This is a genomic window from Rhizobium sp. N621, from assembly GCF_001664325.1.
Classification (GTDB): domain Bacteria; phylum Pseudomonadota; class Alphaproteobacteria; order Rhizobiales; family Rhizobiaceae; genus Rhizobium; species Rhizobium esperanzae.
On the sequence record NZ_CP013498.1, the window covers coordinates 149,571 to 165,569 of the forward strand.

10 protein-coding genes are annotated in these 15,999 nt (G+C 63.4%); 7 read left to right on the plus strand and 3 right to left on the minus strand.

The window, feature by feature from the left end:
- Positions 1-14: 14 nt before the first annotated feature.
- Positions 15-1,244, minus strand: a complete 1,230-nt coding sequence (locus AMK00_RS25325; RefSeq protein ID WP_064812103.1) for an ABC transporter substrate-binding protein — start codon at positions 1,242-1,244, stop codon at positions 15-17.
- Between the two features lie 49 nt (positions 1,245-1,293).
- A complete protein-coding gene (locus AMK00_RS25330) occupies positions 1,294-2,712 on the minus strand; it encodes a M24 family metallopeptidase (protein ID WP_064812104.1) in 1,419 nt (472 codons plus the stop codon).
- A gap of 610 nt (positions 2,713-3,322) precedes the next feature.
- Between AMK00_RS25330 and AMK00_RS25335 the strand changes: the two genes are divergently transcribed.
- Both AMK00_RS25335 and AMK00_RS25340 read left to right on the plus strand, forming a co-directional pair.
- The gene (locus tag AMK00_RS25335; protein WP_064812105.1) at positions 3,323-5,911 is read left to right on the plus strand and encodes a caspase family protein; all 2,589 of its coding nucleotides are present in this window, start codon (positions 3,323-3,325) and stop codon (positions 5,909-5,911) included.
- A gap of 24 nt (positions 5,912-5,935) precedes the next feature.
- Positions 5,936-6,586 carry a tail fiber domain-containing protein gene (locus tag AMK00_RS25340; protein WP_064812106.1) on the plus strand — a complete coding sequence of 217 codons (651 nt, stop codon included), beginning with the start codon at positions 5,936-5,938 and terminating at the stop codon, positions 6,584-6,586.
- An 89-nt stretch (positions 6,587-6,675) separates the two neighbouring features.
- On the opposite strand, the gene AMK00_RS25345 is transcribed toward AMK00_RS25340, so the two are convergent.
- Positions 6,676-8,280, minus strand: coding sequence for a hypothetical protein (locus AMK00_RS25345; protein WP_064812317.1), 1,605 nt, complete (start codon positions 8,278-8,280; stop codon positions 6,676-6,678).
- Between the two features lie 259 nt (positions 8,281-8,539).
- Here AMK00_RS25345 and AMK00_RS25350 point away from each other — a divergent pair, with 259 nt between their 5' ends.
- From AMK00_RS25350 to AMK00_RS25370, 5 genes are all read left to right on the plus strand, one after another.
- The gene (locus tag AMK00_RS25350) at positions 8,540-9,130 is read left to right on the plus strand and encodes a hypothetical protein (RefSeq protein ID WP_064812107.1); all 591 of its coding nucleotides are present in this window, start codon (positions 8,540-8,542) and stop codon (positions 9,128-9,130) included.
- A 123-nt stretch (positions 9,131-9,253) separates the two neighbouring features.
- Complete coding sequence (locus AMK00_RS25355) at positions 9,254-9,631, plus strand: hypothetical protein (RefSeq protein WP_064812108.1); 378 nt, start codon at positions 9,254-9,256, stop codon at positions 9,629-9,631.
- Positions 9,632-9,841: 210 nt separating this feature from the next.
- Positions 9,842-11,803: a DUF4384 domain-containing protein gene (locus AMK00_RS25360; protein WP_064808239.1), complete on the plus strand. Its 1,962-nt coding sequence runs from the start codon at positions 9,842-9,844 to the stop codon at positions 11,801-11,803.
- A gap of 22 nt (positions 11,804-11,825) precedes the next feature.
- Positions 11,826-13,442: a caspase family protein gene (locus AMK00_RS25365; RefSeq protein WP_064808241.1), complete on the plus strand. Its 1,617-nt coding sequence runs from the start codon at positions 11,826-11,828 to the stop codon at positions 13,440-13,442.
- Positions 13,439-15,985 carry a trypsin-like serine protease gene (locus tag AMK00_RS25370; protein WP_064808243.1) on the plus strand — a complete coding sequence of 849 codons (2,547 nt, stop codon included), beginning with the start codon at positions 13,439-13,441 and terminating at the stop codon, positions 15,983-15,985. Before AMK00_RS25365 ends, AMK00_RS25370 begins: the two co-directional genes overlap by 4 nt.
- The last annotated feature ends 14 nt before the right edge of the window (positions 15,986-15,999 follow it).

Consider the following 15,999-nt stretch of genomic DNA (forward strand, 5'->3'; position numbering starts at 1 on the left):
CAGCGGCTCGTTCGTCAGAACATGCCGTCGACTTTCTCCTGAGCCTTTGCCAGCGCCGCGGCAGGATCGGTGCCCTTGATCAAAACTTCCTCGACGGCTTCCATGACGGGGCGCATGATCTGCGTCGTCTCGACCTCGTAGCCGGGAATGAGCACCGAGCGCGACTTCTGTGCGATTTCGGCGAAGACCGGAGCCCAGGGATTGGCGGCGACGAACTCTTCGGTCAGCGGCACGTCGGTTGCCAGCATGTCCGGGCCAGACGCCTTGCGCAGATCGGCCTGGCCTTCCGGGCTCATCAGCCATTTCAGGAAGTCCTTGGCTTCGTCGGGATGTTTGCTGTTGGCGTTGACGACGACATAGATCTGCTGATGGGCGCCCGGATTGGGGAAGGGCAGGGGGGCAGCGTGCATGTCGGTGCTCTTGATCGTGCCGCCGGAGCCGATGTTCAGCGTTCCGCCTGAGTTGTCGATGCTGAAGCCGACGCGGCCTTCCTTGAAGCGCGTGCGCTGGGTCGGCATGTCGTCACCGACAGGGATGATCTTTGCGTCATACATCTTCTTGAACTCGGCCACGGCCTTGACCGCTTCGGGCGTGTTGATCGTCAGTTTGCCCTTGTCATTCACCCAGTTGACGCCATAGCCATAGGCCCAGCTCTGGAAATCCATGTAGAAGCCGGAAAAGTCGTTGATCTGGTGACGCGCCGTGAAGCCGATCGCGCCGGTCTTGTCCTGAACGGTCTTGGCGTTTTCGATGAGCTCTTCGACGGTTTTCGGCACGGCGGCGCCGGCGGCTTCGGTCAGCTTGCCGTTATAGATCAGTGCGTAGGCCGCCCGCTGCCAGGGAACGCCGAGTGTCACCCCGTCGACAATGCCGTTCTTCGCGGTGGCGTTGAGCGTGACGCCTTCCGTGGCGGAGCCGACGTCGACGAGAAGGCCGGCATCGGCCAGCGCGAAGAAGACGCCTTCCTGAATGATCGCGACGTCAGGCCCTTGGCCGGCGCCGAACTCGGTCATCAGCCGATCGCCATAATCTTTCGACGGAATGCCGAGGGATTCGAGCTGCACGTTGGGTGCATGTTTTTCGTAATTCTTGACCGCCTTCCACAGTGCTTCGCCGCGCAGGGCGTCGAGCCATTGGGAGTTCGAGACGACGAGGTTCACCTTGTCTTGCGCCATGGCAGGTGCTGCCGCGGCCAATGCCATGATGACGGCGCAGGCGCCGGAGAGCAGGGAAATTCTATTCATTTTCGTTCACCTCTTTTGTTTGTTTTGTCGACGTTTCGTTGTTCTTGGATCAGGCCTTGACGCGGTGTGGCGCGAGCGGCGTGTTGCAGCTCAAATTCTCGCAGCCGTCGTCGGTGACGAGATAGCAGTCGCCGACATTGCAGCCCGCCACCAGCGGATCGAGCCACTGCGAATGCAGGACGAAGGTCATGCCCTCCTCCAGCCGGTCATGATTGTTGGAGGCGATGTTGTAGGGCTTGAATTTGGCCATCGAGACGGAATGGCCGACATTGGGATTGTGCGGCCCTTTGGTCGCGGGATAGACATGCATCAGCCGCCGCCCCTGCCGTTCCCAATCGGCGTCAGCCACGTAGCTGCGCGGGATCTGGCGGGGCGATCCGTCCTCATTCGATTGCCAGTTATAAGGCATCGTTCGACTGTCGGCCGATTTCAGGTATCCACGGCGGATATAGGGCTCGAAGGATGCGTTGGCGACTTCGGAGACCAGCACGCCCGGGCGCACGCGCGCCGCCGCCGCCTCGACGCCTTCGACGCACATTTGCAGGACTTCCTCCTGCTCGTCGGTGATCTCGCCGACGGCGATCATCCGGGCGATCTGTGCGGAGTAACCGTGATAGCTGACGCTCGAGATATAGAGATTGACGAGGTCGCCGGGGCTGACGACATGGCCATAGGGCTTGCCGCAATGGGTGCCGAAACGATTGACCCCTATCTGATAGCCGTCGCCCCACTCGCCGCCGCGCGCCATCTGGGCATAGGTGAAGGCGGCATAGATCTGGTGATCGGTCACGCCCGGGCGGGTGACGTGATAGGCGGCCTGGATGCCGATATCGGCCAGTTGCGCCGCTGCGCGCACGATCGCCTGCTCGCGCTTGCTGCGCCGCCGCTGCATCCGCTCGATGATGCCCGCATCGGCAACGAAGTGGCTGCGCGGCAGGCTGGCCTTCAGGCCGTCCCAATAAGGTGAGGACGTGGCGTCTCCGAAAAGGCCGATCTGGCTGCAGGCAAATCCCCGTCCCTCCAGATGCGCGGCAACCGCTTCGACAACCCGATCGACGGTGCGGCCGGGGCGATTATAGGTTTCGCGCCCCCAGGTGCCGATCTGCCAGATATCGTCGACGAGCACCGGTTCGCCGGCCGGCGGCAGCAGGACGGAGCTGCTGAAGAAGGAGAACAGCGCCATCGGCTGATCCTCGTCCGTCGGAATGACGAGCACGCCTTCGCGCATCCAGTCGCAGATGTAGCGCAGATAGGAATTCGACACGCGATAGGAACCGATGGAATCGGCATGGGCGAGGATGAGGTCATGGCCGGCCATGGTGGCCTCGCGCCTGACATGGCGCAGACGTTCCGCGAATTCCTCTTCCGGCAAGGGATTGACCGGCTCGAATTCGAAGCTGGGCTGAAACCCGTCGAGCAGGGCTTCAGGCGAAAATGGCGCGGATGCGCGTTCGGACCTTGTGAGCATTCATATGGTTCCTTTTTTTCAATTAAGAGCGCAATGGCCGAGCTTTGCAATAAATATTTCAAGAGGGAGAAACCCCTTCCAAATCGCGTTGTAAGAAAAATGCGAGCGGGCCAGGCTTTTATTTCAGGGCTTCCAGCGATCAGGACGCGCAAACCCATAAATGAGTTGGATTAATTGGATTGAAGAGCCGTTCTCCAGATAACGAGAAAAGTTTCTGTGAGAAATTTTTTTTACAAAAACTTTTTTCAGTGAGTGTGCCGCTGTCTCTGCCATAACGTCGCGGGGTGCGGGCGCTGGTGATGGCGATGAACGCACAAACGAAGCAGCAGGCCTCGGTGATCGGCGAGCATGAAATCCCGATAGTTATCACGCGGCCAAGCGGGCCCGGCGAGGCAGCCCTCGATCACCCCGCAACAGTTAGCGGGTAGTCCTGCATTCGTATAAGCCTCGGTAATGGTTCAGATTACTATGGGTTGACGCTCGCCGATACATTTTTTGGGAGCCCTCCAATTGCCTTGGAAGTGACCAAACTTGCTTTTTTACAGTCAGGAGAATATTTTTATTCGGCCGGTCAATAAATCGTCCAACCAGTATTATCTGCGGTGGAGCTATGCCCGAGTTTCACGGAACGAACCGCCTTGCGGCTATACTGCTGATCTTCCTGACAGCATTGGTCTTTCTCGGGCTTGAACGACCCGCTGTCTCCGCATCCGGGGATCAGGATGGCCGGCGGGTTGCATTGATCGTCGGCAATTCCGTCTATAAGACGCTGCCCTCATTGCCCAATCCTGCAAACGACGTCCAGGAAGTCGCGAACACGCTGCGCAGGGCCGGTTTCGACGTGACGATCGGCATCAACGTCGACCGCATCGGCCTCGAGAATACGGTGCGCAGCTTCCTGCGGTCAGCCCATAATGCAGAGGCCGGCCTCATCTATTATTCCGGCCACGGCATCCAGGTCGGCGGACAGAATTTCCTCGTGCCGGTCGATGCCACGCTGGAAACGCCCTATGACGTCGAGACGCAGACCATGCCGCTCGACCTCATCCTGAACCATCTCAAGCAGAATTCGCGCGTGCAGCTGATCTTTCTCGATGCCTGCCGCAACAACCCGTTCAATGCGCAGAAATTCTGGATGGCGGAAAAGCTGGAACCGGTCGGCGCGACGCGCGGGCTGGCGCGGATCGACAGTGATCTCGGCAGCCTGATTGCCTTCTCGACCGAGCCGGGCCAGGTGGCGCTCGATGGCGAGGGGGCGCTGAGCCCCTATTCCGAATCCTTCATCAAGCGCGCCAGCGAGCCGAACAAGGAAATCCGCCAGGTCCTGACCGATGTGCGCCGCGACGTGATCGCCATGACCAATGGCAAGCAGGTCCCCTGGGAAAACTCCTCGCTGATGGACAGCTTCTATTTCATCCCGGCCCCGCCGCCGCCGAGCGTCGAACCGATGCAGCAGGTGAGTGTACCGGAGGGGGCTGCCGCGACCAGGCTGCCGATCGCCCCGCCGCATGACGAAACCGGCGCGGCGCTGCTCGTCACGCTGAACCAGCTTCCCCAGACCGGCAAGCTCAGTTTCGACGGCAAGCCGGTGGAGCAGGGCGCCAAGCTGCCGGCCGCAGCACTGACGGCGCTGAGCTATGATTCATCGGGCGTTGCCGCCGGAACGGTCGGCCTGATCGGTTATTCCGTGAGCGATCCCTATGGCCAGGCGACGCAGGGCGTCGTCGCCATCACCGTCTCGGCCGATGCCGGCGCCAAGCTCGCCCAGCTCGAACAGCAAAAGCAGGCGCGGCTTGCCGATGCCGGCGCCTATCTGAAATCGCTGCCGAGCGACATCGACACGACGATCGGCGTCGGTCCCGTCAAAGCCCATCTGCCTGAAGTCCCTGCATCGGCCGCGGAGATGACCTTCAAGGTCGCAGCCCTGCCCGACAAGGGCACGCTGCGCGCCGGCGACCGGGTGATCGGGCCCGGCCACGTGCTTGAGGCAGCCGATATTCCGGCGCTGTCCTACGAGCCGCAGATCGGCACCGAAAACCAGCCTTTCGCCCTGACGCTGCAGGCCGCCAACGACGACCTGCAGCCCGCTACCGTCACCTTTAAACCGACGCTTGATGACTGTGATAGCATAGCTGCCGCTCCCCTCGACCTGCAGGGCGTGACCGCCGGCAAGCTGCCGAATGAAATCGATCCTGCCGTCGCGCTGCCCGCCTGCGAGGATGCGGTGAAGACCTATCCCGGCGTTGCCCGCTTCGTTTATCAGCTCGGTCGCGCCCAGCTTGCCAACCGCGACGCCAAGACGGCCTTTGCAACGATCAAGAAGGCGATGGATGCCGGCCATGTCAGGGCGATTTCCGAACTCGCCTCGCTCTATCTCGTCGGAGCGTCCGTCCCGGCAAATCTCGCCAAATCGAGCGAGATCGCCGCGATCGGCGCGAAGAAGGGCGATCCCTACGCGCTCTATGCCTATGGCAAAAGCCTGTTTTATGGCCGCGGTGTGAAAGCCGACACCGAGGAAGGCCTGAAGCTTATGCTCCAGGCAGCCGACCTCGGCCACACCTATGCAATGAACGAACTTGGCTACATCTTCTCGAACGGCGTCAACATCCCGGCCGACATGGAACGCGGCATTCGCTTTTACGAGTCGGGCCTCAAAAGAGACGACATCTATTCGATGAACAGCCTCGGGATGATTTATCGCGCCGGCAAAGGCGTGCCGCAGGACCTTGAGAAGGCGCTGGAGCTTTTCAAAAAGGCAGCGGATGGCGGCCAGCCTTATGCCCCGCGCAACATCGGCCTTATGTACAGAGACGGTCAAGGGGTGCCTAAGGACGAGGCTGCAGCCCTCTCCTGGCTGGAAATGGGCGCCGAGCGCGGCGACTATTGGAGCGCGTTCGAACGGGCCAAGATGGCCAAGAGCGACGGTTCGGATGCGGAAAACCTCGTGATCGCTGCTCACTATTTCGCGCTTGCAAGCGCACTCAACAGGCCCGGAACCGGCGATCCCAAAAAGCAGTCGGACAAGGAACTCGCATCCTTGGCCGAGCCTGCCAAAAAGAAGGCCGCAGAGTCGTTTTCGGCGGAATTGACTGCGCAGGAACTGAAGGCTCTGCCGAAGACGAAGTCGCTGAACGAGAGGCTGACGCTTCTTGCGAAGGCGACGTGGGCAAAGCGAAATCCGCGATATGATCTTTTTTAAACGGTGATCCCGGGGGCGCCTGACATGACCAGCAAAGTCTTCATTCGTGTACTCCTCTGCTCGACCTTCATCGCCGGCTCGGGAGCCATACTGCAGGGCTGCATCTTCGACCCCGGCGGCAAGACGCTCTTCGCCAATCAGGAGCCGGCGCAGCCGACCCGCAAAAAGACGCCGACCGTGAAAAGGGTCGTCGCAAAAAGCAATGACCAGGAGTCGACTTTTGCTCGATCGGACAAGGGTTCCGGCGGCTCAAGCAGCTCATCCGGAATGGGCGGCGGCTCCGACAGTGGTAGTTCCGGGAGTGACTCCGGCGGCAGCGATCCTGGGGGCGGTCCCACCGGCGGGTGGAATTCGGATCGCCGTCTGAAGACGGATATTCGTCGCCTCGGCACGTCCCCTGCCGGCATCCCGATCTATGCATTCCGTTACATCTGGGGCGGGCCGCTCTTTGTCGGTACGATGGCGCAAGACCTGCTGCTGATCAGGCCGGATGTCCTGTCTCAGGATGCAACCGGATACTACACCGTGGACTATGCCGAGCTCGATATCAGAATGATCTCGATACCGGATGACCTTTCGCTGGCTTCGCCAGCGGCAGCCGCTGCCGTCGCGGCGCTTTCGGTCGACGCTGCAAAGACGCAGCCTTTGATCGGACTTCCGGAACTCGTGCTGTAACCGTTGGCAATCTTATCCAAACGCCCGTGCTGGACGCAACGTTTGTTTGCGTCCAGCCGTAATACTGCGCCCTGCAGCCACCCGGCCGTTCAGCCATCCAGCCCCTTGAAGCGCACCGGCTGGTAGCCGCGCAGCAGCAGGCTACCGAGAGAATAGGTGTTGCGGCAGACGCGGCCCTTGCAGGCATTGGGCGTCGCCTCCATCACCTCCACCTTGCGGTCGTCGGTGAAGCGCATGAACAGCATGACATGCGACCCCGGCCGGTTCAGCGCGTCGCCCGGCTGCAGCGACCACGGATCGGCAAGCCGCCTGGTGATACCAGGGATCGCCCGCGTCGAGACATGCATCTTCAGCCCCCAGGCTTCGCTGACGAAGCCGGAGCAGTCGACGCCGAGAATATTGGTTTGCGGCGCGCTCTTGGTGCAGACGTTGCCGGCCGTCTGGCCGTCGATGACGCCATTGGTAAAATCCTCGAGCGGCGTCTTGCAGCCCCAGCAATAGGGCACGCCCTTCACCGTCTGGCCGCGTTTGCCGATCAGGTAGAATGGCCGGCGCAGGCGGTTCATGTTGACGCAAGCCGGCCCCGGATCCTTGCCATAGGCCGCCGGCGTCACCAGCCAGTTCAACGTCTCGAAGCCGATCGCCCGCTCGATGACGTCGCCGCGCGATTTCGGCAGGATCGCCACCTTCGGCAGCTTTCCGGGTTTGGCCGCAATCGATGGCTTGGCCGGCCTGGCGACGGCGAGCCTGCGGCCGGGCTCGCGCCCCTCGAGTTTCAGCACCTGCGCCCGTCTCTCCTGCGAGCGAAGGAAAAGCACGTCGCCGCGTGGGCCGATCGCCACGAAGCGCCTTGAGAAGACGGTGCCGGCTTCGATCGGCAGATCATAGACGCGCTCCAGCACGCCGTTCGGCGTGAAGCGCACCACCAGCATGCCCGTCCGTTCCGGCCGGTCGGCGGGCACGAGCTCGACCAGCGCGTAGGGCCTGCCTGTGGTGTCGATGTCGAGAAGTTCGACGGTGCCGATGCGGTTTTCCCCAGTGAGCTGAAGCGAGAGGAAATTCTCCTCCGAGCTCGCGCGCCGCAGCAGGATCTCCGCCTTGTCGTTTGCCGCCGAGACTTCGGCAACGATATCGCCGAGCCCGCGGCTCGGCACGTATTGAACGACCGGCGGGCGGGCTTGCGGCCGGCTGGTGCTGCGGCCGATCTCGTCGACAATGCTGTTCAGCGGGCCGGGCGGCACCGAGCCCATCGAGGCGAAGACCGAGCGGGTGTAGTCGTCGGCATCGCCGCCGTCGATGGCGCGCAGGGTCTGCGAGCGGCCATCGGCGCCGGTGGCGCGCTCGAGCGGCACGATGCCATCGGACCAGAGGTAGAGCTCGTTGTGGACGACGGCGAGATCCTCCGGCGCCGTATTCTCCGGCAGCGGCAGGATCTCGGGATCGGCCTGCGAGCGTTCGCCGTCGACGGCGAGTACGCGGCCGTTGTTCTGGTCGAGGATGTAGACGGTGCCGTCGTCGCCGACGGTGATCGCCGCCGGCCCGGAGGCCTCGACCTCCTCATTGGGGGAAATGATGCCGACCGAACGGGCGCCGTCGCCGCTCGGCAGCTCGAGCATGAGAGTGTCTTTTGCGAGGACAGGCCAGGCGATTGCGATCGCCGCGGCCATCAGAATATGCGAGCTGAAACTGCGCATTGCCGTGAACCCCGGAACAGGATCATCTTGGGCCATGCGGGCCCCAATCTGAAGCCTGTTCACAATTAAAGAGTGAGAGAATGATCTCGTCCGAAAACCGTTCACGTTTTTCGGCATCATCCCCTTATGACCGTCAAGTCCTTAAAATGTTAGGATAGAAGCGGCTCGTCAGCAAGGCGTTGCTTTCCAAACGATTTGGAGATCGGCGTCGGCGATAGTACAACTTCATCGTCTTGAAGTTTTAGTGGCAGGGAAGCCTATGCTGGACTGGAACGGTGACGAACTGGCGCTCGATGTCAGCCTGTTGGAGCAGGTGCGCGCGGCAAGGATCGGGTTTTCCGATCGCGTCTGCGCCGCCTCGGCCAGCAAGGATGAGAAACATCTGGCGCAGTTGCGCTCCGAACCGACCTATCTGATGGCCGAGTTTCTCTATTCGATGAAAGTCTTCGGCATCAACACGGCTGAAGATGTCGAGCGCTTCGCCGATCTGCACAATGATTACGTCGTGTCGCTCACCCGCGATCCGGCCAAGCTGCAGCGCCTCGGGCTTTCGCAGGACCGGGCGCTGGCTTCGATGTTCACCGCCGATACCAAGCCGCGGCTGATCCAGAACTGGGCGGAAAAATCAGGCGCCATCGATCAGTCCAATCTCGCCCGTTTCCTGGTCGCCGTCATGTCGAGTGAGACCTGCCGCAAGACGCTGATCGATTTCGAGACGGCCGGCTTCATGCAGCGCAAGCGCTCGCCCTATGGCACGATGGTGGTCTGGTCGACCGGCAGGATCGAGGAAATCTTCGGCGAAATGCTGCGCAATCTCCGCCTCGGCCTGCAGCAGCTGAAGATACTCTGACGTCTCTCCAGCCGATTTCCACCCTCCCAATCGATTGGCGCCGAGCGCCGTTGCCTTCCATCCGGTCTCTCCCTATTGTCGGTTTAGTCGCGCGATGGCGCCCCTCGGACGGATGTGACGACGATGAAAAAATCACGGCTCATAAGCTTGTCGATCGGCTTGGCTCTGGCGCTTGGGATGCCCGGGCTCGGGTTTGCCGGGCCGGTCGAGGATGCGCTTGCGGCGCGAAACCCCGCGCTTGCGACGCTGCGCCAGCATGATGAAAAGGCCTTTGCCGCCGCCGTTGCTGTCATCGCCGACCATGAACGCGCCGAGGGGCTGACGCCGGGCCAAGGCAAGCTGCCGCAGACGACATCGCCCGGCCGCGACATGGGCTCGGGCTCCGGCAAGGAATTCACATCGGACAATCCGGATATTCTCTGGCTCTACAATTCCTCGCCGGAGGGAATGAGCGACCTGATCTCGATTCTGAAATCCGCCGGCCAGAAGCCGAAGAACTAACCGTCATTCCCTGGTCCGGTCCGAATATAAATGGACGCCGGATATTTTCGGCCGCGAGTCTTGTCGCGTCTCGCGTTGGCTCAATCTTTCCGGCTCCAAATAATTTGTAACCCTCCCTCAAGCAAGACAGGCAAGACCATCCCAATTTCACCGGTCAGTGCTATTCTCATCTTCAGCACAGTGTGAGATTGTTTGAAGGGGGAGGTTCCGATGCTCAGCCGCAAAGCCATCCTAGCCGCAGCCACATGTCTTTCGCTTTTTTCGCCGATCCCCGAGGTCGGGGCGCAGAACGAACGCACGCTGACGGAAGCGCCGGCTCAGAGCGGACCGGTCAGCATCACCTTCGATCGCGCCGAGGCGAGATACGCCGTCGGCGAAGTCGTCGGCCTTTTCATCCAGTCGAGCGAGAACGCTTATGTCACGGTGCTGAACGTCTCGCCGAACGGCTCCGTCACCAAGCTCTTTCCGAACAAATACCAGACCGATGCCCTCGTCGCCGCCGGCAAGCGCGTGCAGGTGCCGGATCCGGCCAGCGGCGCCAGGCTGCAGGTTTCGGGCCCGGTCGGGCAGGAGCAGATCAAGGTCTTCTATTCCTCCAAGCCGCTGACGATCTTCGCCGATCTCGGCGGCAGCGGCAGCGGCATGTTCCGCTCGATCGACGGCGGCATGGACGCCGTTTCCCGCAGCCTCGAGGAAGCCCGCAGCCTCGGCACCAAGATCAGCAGCAAAACGCTGACTCTGACCACCGTCGACAGCACGGCGGCCCTGCCGCCTTCCGTCGTTCCGCCCGTCGCCGCCGTTCCCGCCGCAAAACCCGCCCCGGTCGAACAGGCGGCAAAGCCGCCCGTTGCGCCGAAACCGCCGGCCGCCCCGAAGCCGAAGCCGGTCGTCAAACCCGAGGTCGCCAAGAAGCCCGAGGTGATCGAAAAGCCGAAGCCGGCGCCGAAACCGGTCGAACAGGCGACGACGCAGCCGCCGAAGAAATACAAGATCGTCACCAATCTGGCGCCCGGCCAGGAGCTGGCTGCCGACGAGCTGCAGCTGATCGGCCCCGCCGACACCACATCATCCACACGCCCCAGCCAATATAAACAACCGAGCCAATATCAGCAGCCCTATAAGCAGCCGTCCCAGTCTGCCCAGACCAAGATGCCGAAACTGCCGATGCCGCAGATCAAGATGCCGCAATTCAAGCTTCCCGGCGGCTTCAGCATCAAGATGCCGCCGCTGAGCTTCGGCCGTTCGGCCGAACCCGGCCAGACCGGCGAGGAGATCGAGGTGGCCAATGCCGATACGCCGGCCTGCAACGCCCTGCTCGACAAGCTGAACACCGCCGTTGCCGCCAAGGACATCACCGCTGCCGCTTCCGAGGCCGATGCCATTGCCGTCAGCGCCGATTGCGGCCAGTTCCAGGTGAACGCCCAGCGCCGCGTCGCAGCCCTCAGGCTCGCCGCCGCCCAGGAGATGATGGCGGCCGACAAGCCGGTCACCGAGTATGAACCGCTGCTCGTCGCCGCCGACAGCCCGCAGGTGCTCTGGCAGGCCTCCGCCACGCTTGGCGAGATCTATTTCTCCGCCCGCCGCTTCGCCGATGCCGCCGCCGATTACCAGCAGGCGATCGAGATCATCAAGAACGAGACCCGCACGCCGAAAGCGCCGCCGGCCGAGACCATCTCCGATCTCATCCAGCGCGCCGCCCAGGCCCGCATCCTCGCCGCTAATCCCACCAGCGACAATCCGCAGGGCAGCTTCGTGCCGGCCGAAAAAGACCACCGCAGTGGCGTGCTCGGCGGCATCTATTCGGAGAATGTGCGCGGCATCGTGCCGGTCTCCATCCCGGTGCCGATCACCTTCGATTTCGACAAATCGACCTTCACCTCGATCGGCACCGAGGCCGCTCAGGAATTGCTGGAAGCGCTGAAGGAGCAGAAGCCCGGCCGCGTCATCCTCATCGGCCATACCGATCGCAAGGGCGGCGACGACTATAATCAGAAGCTTTCCGAGCGCCGCGCCCAGGCCGTTGCCGATTTCCTGAAAAACCACGGCATCGACGCCACGATCGATGCCGAAGGCCGCGGCTCCTCCGAGCCGGTGGACGTCACCGCCACCGCCAACCTCACCGAAGACGATATCGACGCGCTCAACCGCCGCGTCGAATGGCGCCGCGAATAGAGGGGGCGAGGGGGAACCGGCCATGTCCATATTCGCTCCCATGGCCGCCGCACTCGCCCTTCTTGCCCTGGCGGGCACGGATAGCCTCGCCAGGACGATCGAGGCTCCCGAGCGTGGCACGGTCAGAGCCGTTCTGATCGGCATCGATCTCTATCGCAATGTCCCGCCGCTGCACGGCGCCGTCGCCGATGCCGAGGATCTTTCCCTGTCGCTGCGCTCGCTCGGTGTCGAGGACATGACGCTCTTGAAGAACGGCGCAGCCGACCGCCAGGGCATCTTCGATGCGATCGGCGCCGTCACGCAAAGGGCAGGCGAGGGCGATCTCGTCGTGCTCGGCATCGCCGGCCACGGATCGAGCGAGCCGGAACGCGTCAAAGGCTCCAAACCGAGCGGCCGCGACGAAGTCTATGTGCTGGCCGGCTTCGATACGAGGCTGCCGGGATCGCGCGAGCGCATCTTCGGCGACGAATTCAAGGTGCTGATCCACAGGCTGGAGCAAAAAGGCGCCGAGGTCCTGTTCATCGCCGATACCTGCCATGCCGGCGGCATGACCCGTAACGTCGATCCGCGCGGCGCCGAGATCACCTGGCGCCAGGCGCCGTCCTATACGATCGAGGAGGATGACCTCGCGCCGATCTCGACGACAACAGATGCCCTCTCCACCGGCTTCGACTACAAGCGGCTGACCTTCCTCGCCGCCGTCGACGACAACACCAAATCGCCGGAGATATCGATTCCCGGCATCGCCCAGAAGCGCGGGGCGCTGAGTTATGCCACCGCCCGCGCCTTCGAAGGCGCGGCCGACCGCAACGGCGATGGCACTGTGACCCGCCGCGAGCTGTTCGAATATGTCCGCCAGTCGGTCTATCAGTTCACCGACCAGCGCCAGAACATCTTCACGCAAAGCCCGCCCGGGGCGGATCTCGACCACGCCGTCGTCTATGCCTATGACACGACAGCCCCGGCGGAAGCGCAGAAATCGAATGTGCCGCCACCGCCGCCCGAGCCTGCCCCGATCACCGTCGCCGCCCTCGGTTCCGAGCCGGTACTGCAGGGTATCGATCCGGCCGTCACGCCGTTCAACTTGACGGACGGCGCCCATGCCGAACTCGTCTTCGATCCGCAAAAGCGCGAGGCGATCGCCGGCGGCGATGTCGTCGCCTCCGAAGTCGGCGCCGGCGACATGCCCTTCGTCGTCGACCGGATGGCGGCGCTCGACACGCTGAAGCGGCTGTCGGAGACCAACCCGCAAGCCGTGCGGGTGACACCGTCCGACAAGGTCCATCGCGACGGCGAGCGCGTCGGCGTCACGGTGTCCGATCTTGCCGGCCGCAAGCTCGTGCTGTTCGACGTCACCGGCGACGGCACCGTGCAGTTCCTCTATCCCGGCGACAGGGAAGCCGATGCCGAGATGTCTGCAACCTTCGATCTCGATCTTTCCGTCGTCGCCCCCTTCGGCACCGACCTGCTCGTCGCCGTCAGCTCCGATCAGCCGATGCCTGGTCTGGTCGAATTCCTGAAACAGAACGACAGGCGCCGCACCGCCGGCAACATCGCCAGACACCTCGGCGAACTTCTTCCCGAGGGCGCACGCGTCGGATTTACGGTCCTCTATACCTCCGCCGGAGCCAGGCTATGAGCACGTCGATCAGCAGGGTCCTCAACATTGCGGCCGTCCTCCTGCTTCTGGCCGCTCCTGCCCTGGCGCAGCAGGACACGGATTTTGCCGGCGAGGATGGCGGGCGGGTGATCGGCGGCCAGGCGGCGAAGAAAGGCGAATGGCCCTGGCAGGTGAAGATCCTGGCGCCCGATCCCGAGCAGCGCGGCCGCTTCGGAGGCCATTGCGGTGGCTCGCTGATCTCCTCGCGCTGGATCCTGACCGCCGCCCATTGCGTCACCAGCGGCCGTTCCGGCAAGCAGGATCTCTTCGCCCGCGACCTGCTGATCGTCGAGGGAAAGCAGAAGGTCGACAAGGTGATCTCGGTCGACGGGCCTGACAAGCCGGGGCTGTCCGTCGAAGACGTGATCATCCACGAGGATTTCGACCGCAAGGTCTTCGCCAACGACATCGCCCTCATCAAGCTTGCCGAACCCGCCGTCTCGAAGCCGGCAATCCTCGCCTCCGCTTCGGACGAGGCCGTCGAAAGCCCCGGCCACACCGCCGTCGTCACCGGCTGGGGTTACACCAAGGCCGATCACGGCTGGGATGACAAATACCTGCCGACCGAACTGCAGGAGGTCGAGCTGCCGCTCGTCTCTCGCGAGGATTGCCGCGCCGCCTATCGGGAAAGCTCGATGCGCATGAACCCGATCGACGAGCGCAATGTCTGCGCCGGCTATGCCGAGGGCGGCAAGGATGCCTGCCAGGGTGACAGCGGCGGGCCGCTGGTCGCGCAGCGCCCCGACAAGCGCTGGATTCAGCTCGGCATCGTCAGCTGGGGCGCCGGCTGCGCCGAAGCCGAACATTACGGCGTCTATACCCGCGTCGCCGCCTTCCGCGACTGGATCGCCGCCAAGACGGACGGCGACGTGCCGAACGCGCCCGACACCTCAGGGGTTTCCGCCGGAGACCAGGTGGCGGCGATCGACACCAAGCGCCGGCCTGCAGCGACCGACCCGGCGGGCGGAACGACGCAAAAACAGACGCCGGCCGGAGAGCTCGAAGCCAACCTTGCGATCACCACGCCGCCCGACGGCTCGAAGGCGCCTGCGGGAACGACCGAGACTCCACCGGCCGCTTCGCCCGACGGCAGTCAGCCCGAGGTTCAGGCGCCGGCCGCCGAGCTGCCGATGGCCGTGCGTTCTCCCGGCGACCGTGCGCTGCTGATCGGCATCGACGATTACGAGATGCGCGAGGCGAAGCTGACGGGCTCGGTCGACGATGTGAAGGCGATGCAGCTCTTCCTCGTCAAGACGGTCGGCTACCGTCCCGAACAGATCCACACCCTCACCAACCGCAAGGCTAGCCGCGCCGCGATCCTTGCCGAGATCGACGACTGGCTCGTGCGCCAGTCGCAGACCGGCAGCCGTGTCTTTCTCTATTTCAGCGGCCAGGGCTCCGAGGAAATGGGCGCCGAGGCGACGACGAGCCCGACGCTGGTTGCCGCCGATGCCAAGCTGGTGCGGGACGGCGGTAAGGTGACCGTCACCAACCAGATCCGCGAGACCGAAATCGCCGCCCGGCTGAACAGCCTCAAGGACCGCCGCGTCACGCTGCTGATCGATGCCTGCCATGTCGGCCCCGGCAGCCGCAGCGCGGTCGCCGCACCCGCCGGCGGCACGGTGCGCTGCCTCGGCCCGGCTTTGGCGTCGCTGCAGCCGCCGAACCGCTCCGGCAAGGAGGCGAAATTCTCCTTCGGCGGCGAAACGGCGATGGTCTGGTCGGCGGTCAATGCAGGCCAATGGGCGCTGGTCGATACCGAGGCCAAACCGCCGCTCGGCGTCTTCACCCGCCGCTTCATCGAAGGCGTGCAGGAAGGGGTGGCGCGCGCTTCCGACAAGCCGAACGTTAGCAACGCCGCCCTGCTCGATTATGTCAGGCGCAAGTCCGACGAATATTGCCGGGCCCATCCTGGGGATTGCCGCTTCACGCCGGTGCCGCAATTCTACGGCCTGCCGGACGCGCTCGGCCGCGACGTCGTCACCGGCGAGGAGGCGAAGACGCCGGTCGCCGCCGTCGAAAACACGCTGAAGACCGACAACGAGGCGGGTGTTGCCGTCGACGTGCTGCCCGGCACCTCGGTCAGCATCGGCGACAAGGTGGCGATGCGCGTCTCCACCAAGAAATCAGGCTACCTCATCCTCGTCGATATCGACGCGGCGGGCAAGCTGACGCAGCTCTATCCGAACAAACGCTCGATGGGCCTGAAACCGACGGCCAAGGGCGGCGACAACCGGCTCGACCCGGCACGGCCGGTGGTCGTGCCCGATGCCCGCAATCCCTATATCGGCTTCGAATATGTGGTGGAGGGGCCGGCCGGCGTCGGCATGGTCGTCGCCATCCTCAGCGACAAGCCGATCGAAGTGCTCGACCTGCCAGACGTGCCGACGCCGCTCGTCGGCCAGCGCGCCGCCTTCAACTATGTCTACGACCTCGCCCGAAGCCTCAGGATCGTCGGCGACGACGAGACCGGCGTCCAGGGCAAATGGTCGTTCGATTCCAAATTCTATCGCATCCGCTGAAAGAGGAGCGAATG

Coding starts and splice junctions, on each gene's coding strand:
- AMK00_RS25335 (WP_064812105.1), top strand. CDS start 3,323: ATGCCCGAGTTTCACGGAACGAACCGCCTTGCGGCTATACTGCTGATC.
- AMK00_RS25330 (WP_064812104.1), bottom strand. CDS start 2,712: ATGCTCACAAGGTCCGAACGCGCATCCGCGCCATTTTCGCCTGAAGCC.
- AMK00_RS25340 (WP_064812106.1), top strand. CDS start 5,936: ATGACCAGCAAAGTCTTCATTCGTGTACTCCTCTGCTCGACCTTCATC.
- AMK00_RS25345 (WP_064812317.1), bottom strand. CDS start 8,280: ATGCGCAGTTTCAGCTCGCATATTCTGATGGCCGCGGCGATCGCAATC.
- AMK00_RS25325 (WP_064812103.1), bottom strand. CDS start 1,244: ATGAATAGAATTTCCCTGCTCTCCGGCGCCTGCGCCGTCATCATGGCA.
- AMK00_RS25350 (WP_064812107.1), top strand. CDS start 8,540: ATGCTGGACTGGAACGGTGACGAACTGGCGCTCGATGTCAGCCTGTTG.
- AMK00_RS25355 (WP_064812108.1), top strand. CDS start 9,254: ATGAAAAAATCACGGCTCATAAGCTTGTCGATCGGCTTGGCTCTGGCG.
- AMK00_RS25360 (WP_064808239.1), top strand. CDS start 9,842: ATGCTCAGCCGCAAAGCCATCCTAGCCGCAGCCACATGTCTTTCGCTT.
- AMK00_RS25365 (WP_064808241.1), top strand. CDS start 11,826: ATGTCCATATTCGCTCCCATGGCCGCCGCACTCGCCCTTCTTGCCCTG.
- AMK00_RS25370 (WP_064808243.1), top strand. CDS start 13,439: ATGAGCACGTCGATCAGCAGGGTCCTCAACATTGCGGCCGTCCTCCTG.